11 protein-coding genes are annotated in these 12,294 nt (G+C 47.2%); 9 read left to right on the plus strand and 2 right to left on the minus strand.

Features of this window, described 5'->3' with window-relative positions:
- Positions 1 to 243: 243 nt before the first annotated feature.
- The 8 genes from tnpA to GK047_RS10370 all read left to right on the plus strand — a co-directional run bounded on the left by tnpA (position 244) and on the right by GK047_RS10370 (position 9,521).
- Positions 244 to 579 carry an IS66 family insertion sequence element accessory protein TnpA gene (tnpA, locus tag GK047_RS10335; RefSeq protein WP_163945375.1) on the plus strand — a complete coding sequence of 112 codons (336 nt, stop codon included), beginning with the start codon at positions 244 to 246 and terminating at the stop codon, positions 577 to 579.
- Positions 573 to 926 carry an IS66 family insertion sequence element accessory protein TnpB gene (gene tnpB / locus GK047_RS10340; RefSeq protein ID WP_163945377.1) on the plus strand — a complete coding sequence of 118 codons (354 nt, stop codon included), beginning with the start codon at positions 573 to 575 and terminating at the stop codon, positions 924 to 926. The genes tnpA and tnpB overlap by 7 nt, the downstream gene beginning before the upstream one ends.
- An 80-nt stretch (positions 927 to 1,006) precedes the next feature.
- Positions 1,007 to 2,584 (plus strand): IS66 family transposase, encoded by a 1,578-nt coding sequence (gene tnpC / locus GK047_RS10345; protein WP_163945380.1) that lies wholly within the window; start codon positions 1,007 to 1,009, stop codon positions 2,582 to 2,584.
- 558 nt (positions 2,585 to 3,142) lie between these two features.
- Complete coding sequence (locus GK047_RS10350; protein WP_163945383.1) at positions 3,143 to 3,382, plus strand: hypothetical protein; 240 nt, start codon at positions 3,143 to 3,145, stop codon at positions 3,380 to 3,382.
- Positions 3,383 to 3,693: 311 nt separating this feature from the next.
- A complete protein-coding gene (locus GK047_RS10355; protein WP_240343896.1) occupies positions 3,694 to 5,307 on the plus strand; it encodes an MDR family MFS transporter in 1,614 nt (537 codons plus the stop codon).
- A 610-nt stretch (positions 5,308 to 5,917) separates the two neighbouring features.
- Positions 5,918 to 6,094, plus strand: a complete 177-nt coding sequence (locus tag GK047_RS30340) for a DUF255 domain-containing protein (RefSeq protein WP_163945386.1) — start codon at positions 5,918 to 5,920, stop codon at positions 6,092 to 6,094.
- A 50-nt stretch (positions 6,095 to 6,144) separates the two neighbouring features.
- On the plus strand, positions 6,145 to 8,055 hold the full coding sequence (locus GK047_RS10365; protein ID WP_163945390.1) for a DUF255 domain-containing protein: 1,911 nt from the start codon (positions 6,145 to 6,147) through the stop codon (positions 8,053 to 8,055).
- 515 nt (positions 8,056 to 8,570) lie between these two features.
- Entirely contained in the window at positions 8,571 to 9,521 is a 951-nt protein-coding gene (locus tag GK047_RS10370) for a DNA-3-methyladenine glycosylase family protein (RefSeq protein WP_163945393.1), read from the plus strand.
- A 153-nt stretch (positions 9,522 to 9,674) separates the two neighbouring features.
- On the opposite strand, the gene GK047_RS10375 is transcribed toward GK047_RS10370, so the two are convergent.
- The gene (locus tag GK047_RS10375; RefSeq protein WP_163945397.1) at positions 9,675 to 9,833 is read right to left on the minus strand and encodes a DUF1540 domain-containing protein; all 159 of its coding nucleotides are present in this window, start codon (positions 9,831 to 9,833) and stop codon (positions 9,675 to 9,677) included.
- A gap of 156 nt (positions 9,834 to 9,989) precedes the next feature.
- On the opposite strand from GK047_RS10375, the gene GK047_RS30595 reads away from it, so the two are divergent.
- Positions 9,990 to 10,205: a hypothetical protein gene (locus GK047_RS30595; RefSeq protein ID WP_481855976.1), complete on the plus strand. Its 216-nt coding sequence runs from the start codon at positions 9,990 to 9,992 to the stop codon at positions 10,203 to 10,205.
- Between the two features lie 68 nt (positions 10,206 to 10,273).
- Here the strand turns inward: GK047_RS30595 and GK047_RS10380 are convergent, their stop codons facing one another.
- Positions 10,274 to 12,205: a glycosyl hydrolase family 18 protein gene (locus tag GK047_RS10380; RefSeq protein ID WP_163945400.1), complete on the minus strand. Its 1,932-nt coding sequence runs from the start codon at positions 12,203 to 12,205 to the stop codon at positions 10,274 to 10,276.
- Positions 12,206 to 12,294: the final 89 nt, after the last annotated feature.

Here is a 12,294-nt window from a genome sequence, read left to right on the forward strand (position 1 = left end):
GTTCTTCTTCTACCGAATGGAAGATCGTGCGAGGACGCCCTGTAAGAGGTGTGGTTGTCTTCTCTGATCGTACCTTAAAGGCCTCTCCGTTTTTCCATTTCTTCACCCATACCTTCAATTGCGTACAGTTTCTAATGTCTAACTTTTCAGCTACCCTTCGTAAGCGTCAAACGTTCCACACCTTCAAGTTCCAAAAATGACGTGAGAAAATAAGGCTATCCGAAAGAATTAGGAGGCCGCCTCATGAAAACCAAGAAAGCTCGCCGTCAAGAATGGATCGTTCTCGTCGAGAATTACAAAGCCAGCGGACTTACTATGGCTGCGTGGTGCTCCGCCAATCAATTTACGTTGCATACGCTAAAGTACTGGCTTCGCAAATTAAACGGGACGTCTTCCACAGTTTCCACCAAATCCCGACCCTCGGCTTTCATCCCCCTCTCCGTGGGCGACACTGCAAGTGTTGCAGCCCAAGCTACACCGCTCATCGTCCGTGTCGGGGAAGCGAGCATCGAGCTTCGGGCCGACTTTGACCCTCACCTGCTTCGTGAAGTCGTTCAGGTCCTTCGTTTCACATGTTAACGCTGCCTGGCACGCACTCCGTCTATCTGGCTTGTGGATCGACAGATCTGCGTAAATCCATTGACGGGCTTGCCGCCCTTGTTCAGGAAGGCTTCGGTCTCGACCCGTTCTCTCCAGCTCTGTTCGTATTCTGTAACCGCGAGAAGAACAAGCTCAAGATTTTGCAATGGGAACATAATGGCTTCTGGCTGTTCTACCGTAGGCTCGAGCGCGGAACCTTCCGTTGGCCCAGCGACAACGAGGGCACGGTCACCGTCTCTTCCCGCGAACTTCGTTGGCTTCTGGACGGACTTGCCCTTAGTCAGCGGCATGCCCATACCAAAGTGACGGCAGAAACCGTCATCTAGCGGCCTTTTGTTCGCTGTTTCGCCATACCTGGCGGCCTTTTCTGGCAGGATTGAAGACATGATTGTCCAATATTATAGCTATGGAAAATCGAGCGGATACCCCTACAACAATAGAAGAGCTTGAAAGAAAAAATGCCACGCTTGAGCAGCAAAACGCCGAACTGACCGCCAAGCTCAACTGGTATCAGGAGCAGTTTAAGCTGGCTCAGCAGAAACGTTTCGGCGCGTCCAGCGAGAAGACGCATCCGGATCAAGTCGAGATGGACCTGTTTAACGAAGCCGAAGTGCTGGCCACCCCTGCTTTGCCAGAGGCGGACATGGAGACGGTCACCTATAGTCGCAAGAAAACAACGGGTGCCCAGGAAGCGAAGCTGGAGCATTTTCCGGTCGATACGGTGACCTATGAACTGCTGGAGTCTGAGCCAATTTGCGCTTGCTGTGGCGGCGCACTTCATAATATGAGCAGCGAGACGCGTAACGAGATTACCATTGTTCCGGCGGAAGTCCGTGTCGTTCGGCATGTCCGTCAGGTGTATAGCTGTCGGCGCTGCGAGCGAGAGGAAATCCGTACGCCCATCGTTACCGCGCCTATGCCGCGGCCCGTCTATCCGGGAAGCCTCGCCTCCGCTTCTATCATGGCATACGTCATGAGCCAAAAATACGTGGATAGTCAGCCGCTGTATCGGCAAGAGCAGCAGTTTGCCAGGCTTGGGCTGACGATTTCTCGGCAGACGCTGGCGAACTGGATGGTATACGGAGCGAATCACTGGCTCGTTCATCTCGTAGGCAGGATGCAAGAACATCTTCTCAAACAAGAGGTTCTGCATGCGGACGAGACGACGCTTCAAGTGCTCCGAGAACCGGGTAAGTCGGCCGAGACGCAGTCGTACATGTGGCTGTATCGAACCGGACGTGAGGGACCGCCCATCGTGCTATTCGACTACCGGCCAACCCGAGGCGGCGAGAATCCGCGCGATTTTCTCAAGGGATTCGCGGGCTACTTGCATGTAGACGGCTATGCCGGCTACCACAAAGTGGCCGGCGTCACGCTTGTCGGGTGCTGGGCGCATGCCCGGCGAAAGTTCAACGAGGCGTTAAAGGCAGTGCCGGCAGGCCAAGACAAAACGAAAACGACAGCTCAGCAAGGGCTCGACTTCTGCAATCAGCTATTCGCCATCGAGCGAGAACTGAAGGAAAAGACACCGGATGAGCGCCATAGCACTCGGAAGGCGAAAAGCCAGCCGATTCTGGAGGCTTATTTAAGTTGGCTTCGCCAGCAGCGATCGCGTACGCTTCCCAAAAGCCTGCTCGGGCAAGCGATTACGTATAGCCTCAATCAATGGGACAAGCTATCGGCGTTCCTGCTAGATGGACGTTTGGAAATCGACAATAATCGAAGCGAACGGTCCATTAAGCCGTTTGTGATCGGGAGAAAGAACTGGCTGTTCGCGAATACACCTCGCGGCGCGAAGGCCAGTAGCATTATCTATAGTGTGATCGAAACGGCAAAAGAAAACGGGCTAAATCCAAACAAATATCTAAACTATTTGTTTGAGCAACTACCGCAACTCGAGGATCCGAAAGATTCGGAAGCGTTAGATCGTTTGCTTCCGTGGTCGGTATCGTTACCGCTAACCTGCCGAGTGTTTACATCTTAATACCAGCATAGTTCAACCCTCATCCTTCAACAAGGTGGGGGTTATTTGACGCTACGATCAAAACGGCAAGACACTTCTTCGAGCAGAATGTTACGAGAAACAAGGAAATGATCTGGAATTTAAGTTGATCAAAATCAACATGATTTGGGCAGTATCGAATTCGCTGGTCGAGTTTGATACTGCCCTATTATTAATTGCTAAGAAAAATAGTTGTTTGAATGACGGAGAGCTTTTTCCACTTTGGCAGTAAGTTTTAGATTAAGAATACTTCTACTAAGGATGCGGTATGGCTGGTTGGTAAAAACCCTACTCCCCATCATCGGGGTTTAGCTTAACCTTGCTTCATCCCTTCTCCTTTTCATATAAAAGTCATACCGCATCCCCACTACGCAGCACGATTGAAGCATCTGCAAACAGGAGTGTCTTAAAGCACACTTCTCCTTTTTTCAGCTCAGGGGCTACTTTATCTGTCGTCCAAAGGTTCAAAACTCTTGACAATTGATCGCAGATGCTGTATATATTTGAAGCCAATACGAAAGACAGAAAAGGAGGAGCTGTATGCACAGAGTGGACAAAATCAATTTTACGCTCTTTTACGGTGAAGCGCCTGAAGCAAAATGTTATGGTTACATGGAGTTGAATCAGGATGGCAATATGTTCGCGCTCTACAATAGGTATGGTGAGGAAATAGACATGTATGGTGGACATGAATTTGTTAGGGTACGGACGCTTGGCAAATTTGATAACGAAGACCGTGACAATTTTTATTCCTTGTTAGAAAGTGATGGTGTAGGATAATCTGCACGACAGGCTGACGATTCGGTGCCAAGGCGCTACGAAAAGTCGGCCTTTTTAATTTATTTGCCTTGTTGAGTTAACCGGCACGTTATCATAATCCCCAAAGCTCATCCTGTCAAGAGATAATGTGCAAATGAGCGACATAGCGGGGGATCCCCCCTAATGGTTTCGAAATATGAATGAATTTCCGAGTATGAAGAGCGATTTCGCTTTTTCCAATTCAGCCAGCTTCTTGTAAAATGTTCTTAGGCCGACTGGGCAATATGGGATATACAAACAACAGAACGAAAAGAACATTCGGGAGGTAGAAGATGAACGAGCAGGTTCACGATGCAAGTGGATTGAAGAGAGGGGCGATGTTAGCCGCTCTACTCATCGGTGCATTTGTTGCATTTCTTAACGAAAATTTACTTACCAATGCATTTCCAGGATTGATGCGGGAATTCAACGTTGCTGCTTCGACCATACAATGGTTATCGACGGGTTATATGCTCGTGATCGGCGTACTGGTGCCGGTGACCGCATTGCTGCAGCAATGGTTCACGACTCGCCAGATGTTTATGTCTGCGATGGCGTTATTTTTAGCCGGTACCTGCTTGTGTGCAGTATCCCCTGGATTCGAAATCTTGCTGATGGGCAGGGTTGTTCAGGCTTGCGGGACAGGATTATTGATCCCGTTGATGATGAATACGATTCTTGCCCTCTATCCTCCGGAACGCCGGGGTGCGGCCATGGGTCTCATGGGGCTGGTCATTATGGTCGCCCCTGTCATCGGGCCAGCTTTGTCGGGTCTGGTCATCGATACCTTACACTGGCGATGGCTATTCTATATGGTGATTCCTGTCGCATTGTTTTCGATTATTTATGCATTCATGTACTTAAAGAATGTGACAGAACTAACCAAGCCAAGGGTCGATCTTTTATCCATTTTGATGTCAACCATCGGTTTCGGTTGCGTCATCTACGGCTTCAGCCGAACAAATGTCTGGTCTGAGCCTGAGGGTTACAGTTTGATTGCCATAGGCAGCCTCTTCTTGCTCTTGCTTGTATGGCGGCAGCTCAAGATCAAAGAGCCTTTGATTGATCTTTCAGTATTCCGGCATCCCACTTTTTCTTTGGTTGCGGTATTGGTAGTAGTCCTGATGATGGTTCTATTCGCCACCACGACATTGCTGCCGATCTATATGCAGGATGTGATGCAGTTGACAGCATTCGCGACAGGTTTACTTCTGATGCCAGGCTGCATTTTAAACGCAATGATGATGCCGGTGACGGGAATATTATTCGATAAATTCGGGCCGAGATTCGTCATAGTGCCCGGATTGCTCTTGATCGCCATATCGTTATGGCAATTTGCCGGCATCGACAGTAATACTGCGCAAGGTTCCGTTCTATTCAATCATGTCCTCTTATTCTTAGGCATATCGTTCGTCGTCATGCCGGCTCAGACAACAGGATTGAATCAACTTCCGCGTCATCTGGTCCCCCATGGCACAGTCATATACAATACGCTCCAACAGATTGCTGGGGGAATTGGCATCGCATTGTTCATCGGCATCATGTCATCCGGAGCCAATCGTTATCTTCACCATTCGCTCGATCCCACTGCAATGCATGAGAAAACACAAAGCATGGTTGCCGGTCTACAAACGGTTTTTTGGATTGAATTTATTCTCGCGATACTTGTTTTGGTGCTGGCTTGGTTTATAAATGGTCGTCTTTGTGTCGATTCTGCTCAAAAGAAAGACCCCAAAAACTGTTGCCTTAGGGGTCTCAAAACACTTATTCCACAGCATTCCCCCACCATACCCACAACAAAATTTTTCGCCCTACTTGTGATATGGTTCAGCTTAACGGGTCTATCGGCGAAAAATCCGCCTAAGTGTGCCGCGCGAAGTACCGTCAGGGTCAATAGATGTTTTTAGAAATTACAAAATTCTTTGCTGCTTTTCCAAGTCCATTGTTTAGTTAGCCCCCGTTTTCATTTAACTAATAATTGAAACGCAAACACCCCTATTCGAATAAGAAATAGGGAAGCTACCACGACGCTAGCGATGAACTTCTTCATCCAAGAGTAAAACTGATGACGAGTGACTTGAATTCGCTTTGCAAGTTAGTTGCCTTTTACCACTTGCACGAAGAGCCGCGATGCGCATCTCCCATTTCATTCGAATCTCTTCTCTGGCCATAGAATATCCTCTGTTTGGCTTCTGAGGAGGATTATCTCATAGCGTATTCGTGATTCAAAGGTGGGAGAGTTTGACGCTTACTACCCTTCTATAGCTGGATGATCCCTTCATGTATTCCTGAACAGCAGCAAACTTAAATTCCTCCGTGTACTGATTAAATGTTTGTCCTTTTTTAGCCATAGAAAAATCCCCTCCAAGTTGTACTCATTTCCTTATGGTACCATAAGGTTTTTTTTGAGTGTCTACTTAAAGGGGATATTACCACTCTTGGTTGGTCTTTTTGTATAGATGGTTATTGGTGGGATATAATTAGAAACAAAATACAGAGAGAGAGTTGAATATAAAAATGAAAGATCAAACTGCAAAACACGAAAAGTTCACAAATCGATTAGTTAATGAGAAGAGTCCATATTTGTTACAACACGCTCACAATCCTGTTGATTGGTATGCATGGGGAGAAGAAGCATTTAGTAAAGCATCAAGAGAAGGTAAGCCAGTATTTTTGTCTATAGGCTATTCGTAGTTAAGCTATAAAGGAGGGGTCACAAACCGACATGCCATTGGTGCCACGTCATGGCACACGAATCGTTCGAAGACGAAACGGTTGCTGCCATGCTCAACAAAGATTTCATATCGATTAAAGTTGATCGCGAGGAACGCCCAGACGTTGATCACATCTATATGGCCGTCTGCCAGGCGATGACGGGTCAGGGAGGATGGCCCCTAACGGTGTTCTTGACGCCGGAGAAGAAGCCTTTCTTCGCAGGCACCTATTTCCCTCGCAGCCGCAAGTACAACCGTGCAGGGATGGTGGAAATTGTCGCGCAAATCGCCGGAAAATGGCAGGAAGATGCCCAGCGGATTCGCGAAGTGGGCGATCAGATTATTCAAGAAACGAGCAGTCGGATGTTGGAACATCGGTCGGGTGGGGAAGTGTCTGAGCAAACCCTGCATGAAGCGTTCAAGCTGTATGAGGATCGTTTTGATCCTGAAAATGGTGGATTCGGGGACTCTCCTAAGTTTCCGACGTCTCATAATCTGTCGTTTCTGTTACGCTATTATGAGAAAACAGGTAAACCGAAGGCTCTGGAGATGGTTGAAAAAACACTCGATGCGATGCATCGGGGAGGGATGTACGACCATATCGGATACGGCTTTTCCCGATATTCGGTGGATGATAAGTGGCTAGTTCCCCACTTTGAAAAAATGCTCTACGACAACGCTTTACTGACGATGACCTACATAGAAGCGTTTCAAGTGACGGAGAAAAAGAAATATGCAGAAGTTGCCGAGCAGATTATTGCTTATGTGCTAAGGGATATGACGGACGTGGGCGGAGCATTCTATTCCGCGGAAGACGCTGATTCTGAAGGAGAAGAAGGTAAGTTCTATGTCTGGACACCGGATGAAGTGGAGGTTGTACTCGGGCCGGATGAAGGCGACCTGTATGCCGAGTTGTTTGATATTACGGAGTCAGGAAATTTCGAGGGCCATAACATCCCGAATTTGATTGAAACGACGTTAGAATCATTCGCGAAGCGCAAGCAGATTCCGCTTGATGAGCTGAAGAAACGAATCGAGGCTGCCCGTGTCAAGCTGTTCGCGCATCGCGAACAGCGTATTCATCCGGGCAAGGATGACAAGATTCTGACCTCGTGGAACGGTCTGATGATCGTCGCACTGTCCAAGGCTGCGCGTGCTTTGGACAAACCCGCTTACGCGGAGGCAGCCGCGAAAGCAGCAGATTTCCTCCTAGAGCACCTGCGGAGGAAGGAGGACGGGCGTTTGCTCGCTCGCTATCGCGATGGCGAAGCCGCTTTTCTTGGCTACGTGGACGACTACGCGTTCCTCGTCTGGGGCCTTATCGAGCTGTACGAAGCCACATTCGAGCTTCGCTATCTCAGGGAAGCAGTCCAGCTCAACGAAGAGATGCTGCGGCTGTTCTGGGATGACGAGAAGGGCGGGTTGTTCTTCTACGGCAGCGATGCCGAACAACTGCTTACCCGCCCGAAGGAAATCTACGACGGTGCGATGCCGTCGGGCAACGCCGCAGCCGCACTGAATCTGCTGCGGCTGTCGAGGCTCACCTACGACGCGAAGCTGTCGCAAGTTGCTGACGAACAGCTCCAGGCGTTCGCAGGGGCTGTGGTCAATTACCCGCCAGGCCATGCGCTTATGCTGGCTGCGCTCGATTTCGCTTTTGGCCAGCCAAGCGAAATCGTTATCGCAGGTGACCCGGGGAAGGTAGAGACGCAGCAACTGCTGCGCACGGTGCATCGGCAATACTTGCCGAATGCGCTGCTTATTCTTCATCCATCGGGTGTGGCCGGAGAAGAAGTGCGCAAGCTCATCCCACTTGCTTCAGATAAGCTTCCGCTCGGCGGGCAGGCTACAGCTTACGTTTGCCAAAACTTTGCTTGCCACTCCCCAACAACAGACCTAGAAGAGCTCGAAGATTTGTTAAATGCGAATGGTTCACATTAAGGTTCCTTGAACAGTGTACAACTGAAACGATAATCTGGATATCAGGGATAGGCTATTCAGAGAAAGCTCTGCCCAAAAGGTAAAGGTGAGTCGGTCGGTTCCAATTATGAACAAAAGAACCTTCAAATTGTTATTATCCCTTTTGAGTAGACACTTTTTTTGTAAATGTGGAGTTGAAAGTTCTTTGGAATGCCCCCATTGTCAACACTTTTGAAAAGGAAATAAGTTAATTCCTCCTCGGCTTGAAATGGGTTGAATTAAAATTTTATGAGCCCTGGTAATCGAACATTCGGCATAGATGCGCGCAAGTTTAGCATAATTGAGTGCTTGATGGTCGCGCTTCCCCATCCTAAACACTTACATAGTAGGGGTTCAAGAATCCAAGAAAGACTTTGGAGGCGACCCTTTTTCTATTAACTCCTTAATAAACGCTACTGACATGATGGTGTCAGTAGCGTTTTTGTATACTTTTGCCATGGGATCGAATGAACATCTGAAAGGATTTGACGTTAAGGATGAATAATGAGCGCAGGCTGGAAGAGGAAAGGGGATTTTTGTACCCCAAAGCACCGTTTGATTTTCAAAAATCGCTCTCGTTCCTTTGCAGCTTCAACGCAATGAAAAATGAGCAGTCCATTGAGTCAGGTACGATGATCAAAGCGTTTTCTGTACAAGGAGTTCCAGTAGTTATCGAACTAAGTTCGGAAGGAAGTGTTAATTGTCCAATAGTCAGCTATGTGCTGTACTCAGATGATGAACTTACGGAGAGTCAGGCGCAGGAGGTATTGGATCGTATAGACTTTTTTCTAAGCCTGTCAGATGATCTTACTGCTTTCTATGACATAGGGTCCAAAGATAGTTACTTTGAACCTGTGTTGCGAAACTGCTATGGCTACCATCAAGTGAAATTTATGACCCCTTTTGAGAATGCCTGCTGGGCTATTCTCGTTCAGCGCAATCCAATGCCGGCAGCATGTCAACTGAAACGCAAATTGTATGAAGGGTATGGTAGAACACTCACTGTAAAAGGGACAGAACACTTTACGTTTCCAGAGCCAGCGGATTTGCTTGGAGCTAGTACTGAAGCTCTCGTTGAAACATTCGGATCAAAACGCGCTGAATATTTGCAGGCAGTAGCTAGAGCGTTTGCGCAAACAGAGGCGATCTTCATGAAAGCAGGAGACTACGCCTCAGTGAGAGAATGGCTACTCTCTATTAAGGGGATCGGCCAATGGTCGGTTGATTTCATACTGATCCGTGGATTAGGGAGAATGGAACAGATACCTTGGCAGGAAAAAGCAGCGATTGAGGCTGCAAGTGCGGTGTATCATCAACCTCTTTCTGCAAAGCAAGTGAAGGAAATTGCGGATCATTTTGGGGAGTATCAGGGTTATTGCTCCATTATCTTCGGGTTAACCATACTGTATAGGTCAGAACAAGTTTATCTGTACAACCTGTCAACTTAAAAAAATGCGAGTATCGCTTATTTATTGTATGCTCTATGGTTTATCCTTCAACTCGAACTTCTTCACTATTACTGATAATAATTATCATTATTGGTTACAATATAAGTAGGAGCCGAAAAAAAGAGGCCGCAGCAGCCTCTTCTCTCATTCAAACTAAATTTTAGGTTCAAACGTTTTACAATCTGTTTCTTCGGAATTACGCGCTTGATTGCTGCCGTGGTGGCTCACGACATAAATCGAGGATGCGTTGCATTTGTTGCCAGCTGCCCAATATTTACAGGAATTCACTTCACAAAGCACATCTTTAGCCATGTCTATTCACCTCCTTTACTTCATAGGGTGGGCGAATGAGGCTATCTTTTATACATAGGGAAGAAGGAAATGTTTTTATTTCTGTTTATGGACGTTTAGGTCAGTTGTTGACATATACTTGAAGGAGGTCGAAGCTGCTTCGGGGAGTGTTTGCAAATGGCCAATGATGAACTACAAACCTGCGTCAGATGCAGCTATGTTGCTGACAAAGACGATCGGTTTTGCATAAGGTGCGGTGCCCCTCTCAAGAATCGCTGTACGAAGAAAAAGACGGTTTTACATGCTGGCTGCTTTAAGGTTAACAAACCAGATGCCAAATACTGCGTCGATTGCGGCACCGAAACGTTATTTTCGGAAATGGGCCTAATTTAAGCTCAAAAACAAAAGAAAGGCCGCTTCAATGCGCTTACTTACTCGCATTGAGGCGGCCTCTTCTTCAATTATTTCGCTTGTAAAATTGTTTTCCATATTTCTGGTTGGTCATAACCGAGCCGCCATGCGGCAACGCCGGCGATATCGTACTTTTTCGCTAGATCAAGGCGAGCTTTCACAGTGGCCTCATTCTCCAACCAAAATACATAGGTGAAGCCATCTTCTTGGTACTCGACGCGATATTGCTCATAAGTTTTGTCCCATGTTTGTGTGGCGCTTTTGGAAGCAATCAAAGCCGGAATGTCTTTGAGCAGCAAGGCGCGGTTGCTCTGCAGGCTGCCGCTTGCATCAAGCTTCCATTCTCTTACATAGTAAGGGATGCCGAGAATGATTTTGTCGCGCGCGATGCCGTAGGACAGAAATTCTTGAATGCCGCCATCTGTCCAAGGAAGACCAGCAACGGAACCGGCAGAGGTACTGCCGCGATAAAACTGATCGTAAGCCATGATGACGACGTAATCAACAATATCGCCAAGCTTCTCATGATCGAAGGCGGAAAGATGATTCCATTTTACGCTTCCGCGGGGAAGGTCGAGAGAAATTTTCAGGTTCTTTTCATGAGCATAGGCCGTTAGTTTCGTGATAAAAGCAGTAAATGCATTGCGATCTGAGCCCGCTAAGGTTTCAAAATCGACATTAATACCAGGAACGCCAAGCTGAACCGAGCGGTCAACCAAGGCATGAATGAATTTGTCTTGAGCGTTGGCATTTGACAAGAATGCTGTCGTTATGGCGGAATTGAATTGATTGTTGACTAGCGGATAAACGGTGAAGCCTTGTTTTTGCAGCCATTTTACGGTATCCGAATTGGAACTATCCTTCATATTGCCATCGGCATCCGATAGCTCGAAATAGGTGGGAGAATCAACGTCTAGCCCCAAGGTGTTATTCACATGCGTTTTAATCGTATCAGCACTAGATGTGCCATTCCAGCCCCAAACCTGAAGCTTCTTGAAATTATCCCAAATAACACGGTTCTCTAACGTTTGAATGGCCGCATTGCTGTATTGTGCGCCATAACTCAAAGCGTCAGGTATCGTTTGGAATTCTCCAATAAGCTTCGTGCTTTGATAAACCTGATAAGAAGCAAAGTTATTCCAAATTTTGTGCCCATCCATAAAGATAGCGCTGTGACCCCATTGCTGCGCGTAATTCAAAGCGTCATTCAGGGAAGTGAAGTCTTGTAAAAAAGAGTCATTCTGGAAAACTTTAAATGGCTTATTATTGCTATAGACGATTTTGTTGGAATTCTTGTTGAGAACAGTTGAGCTTCCCCATTTGAGCGCTTCGCTAATCGCGTCCTCTAAGGAAGCGAATTCCCAATTGTCTGTGGAGAATGTTCCTTGATAAACTTTGTAAGAAAGCGCTCCTTCGCGGATCGTTTTCTTTTCTTCGCTTGATAGGTTATCCCACACCCATTGATTGCTGCTTAAATCGATAATATGGGCGCCACCCCATTTTCTAGCTTCAGCAACCGCTTCATCCATCGTTGTGAATTTCCAGGCATCTTGCGTAATATCGGTTTGATAAACCTGGAAGCGAGGATAGTTGTTCCATGTCCAGCCAGTCGATTGAAGGTCGCGTACGCTGGCATACGACCACTTTTTCGCTTCTGTCATTGCGGCATCCAAGCTAGTGAACTGCCATTCGGGCAAGGTATTATCTAACTGATAGACTTGATAACGAGGGAAGTTGTTCCACAGCCATTTGCGCGAGCTGATCTCTTCCACATGACTGTTGGTGTACCCTTTAGCGTATGACTCTGCTTGCTTATAAGCGGCAAATTCCATGAGTACTTGATTATACTGGTAGACTCGGTATTTCGTCGTTTTATCTGTGTTTGTTTGAGCTGTAATCGGTGTTCCCGCCGCATTGGCTGCATGGGGAATCGCGATAGCTAGCAGCAAGGTACTCGTCAGCATCCACTTTCCAATTTTCATCCATCACGCCTCTTTCTAGTAATCTACTTTATTTGACGTAGCAAAGGGTAGAATGGTTGCGATGGAAAATGATAGATTGCTCAGAGGAT

The organism is Paenibacillus sp. SYP-B3998, assembly GCF_010820665.1.
Taxonomy (GTDB): Bacteria; Bacillota; Bacilli; order Paenibacillales; family NBRC-103111; genus Paenibacillus_E.

What these genes read in the sequence shown, in the direction of transcription:
- tnpA (WP_163945375.1), top strand. Translation starts at nt 244, where the DNA reads ATGAAAACCAAGAAAGCTCGCCGTCAAGAATGGATCGTTCTCGTCGAG.
- tnpB (WP_163945377.1), top strand. Translation starts at nt 573, where the DNA reads ATGTTAACGCTGCCTGGCACGCACTCCGTCTATCTGGCTTGTGGATCG.
- tnpC (WP_163945380.1), top strand. Translation starts at nt 1,007, where the DNA reads ATGGAAAATCGAGCGGATACCCCTACAACAATAGAAGAGCTTGAAAGA.
- GK047_RS10350 (WP_163945383.1), top strand. Translation starts at nt 3,143, where the DNA reads ATGCACAGAGTGGACAAAATCAATTTTACGCTCTTTTACGGTGAAGCG.
- GK047_RS10355 (WP_240343896.1), top strand. Translation starts at nt 3,694, where the DNA reads ATGAACGAGCAGGTTCACGATGCAAGTGGATTGAAGAGAGGGGCGATG.
- GK047_RS30340 (WP_163945386.1), top strand. Translation starts at nt 5,918, where the DNA reads ATGAAAGATCAAACTGCAAAACACGAAAAGTTCACAAATCGATTAGTT.
- GK047_RS10365 (WP_163945390.1), top strand. Translation starts at nt 6,145, where the DNA reads ATGGCACACGAATCGTTCGAAGACGAAACGGTTGCTGCCATGCTCAAC.
- GK047_RS10370 (WP_163945393.1), top strand. Translation starts at nt 8,571, where the DNA reads ATGAATAATGAGCGCAGGCTGGAAGAGGAAAGGGGATTTTTGTACCCC.
- GK047_RS10375 (WP_163945397.1), bottom strand. Translation starts at nt 9,833, where the DNA reads ATGGCTAAAGATGTGCTTTGTGAAGTGAATTCCTGTAAATATTGGGCA.
- GK047_RS30595 (WP_481855976.1), top strand. Translation starts at nt 9,990, where the DNA reads ATGGCCAATGATGAACTACAAACCTGCGTCAGATGCAGCTATGTTGCT.
- GK047_RS10380 (WP_163945400.1), bottom strand. Translation starts at nt 12,205, where the DNA reads ATGAAAATTGGAAAGTGGATGCTGACGAGTACCTTGCTGCTAGCTATC.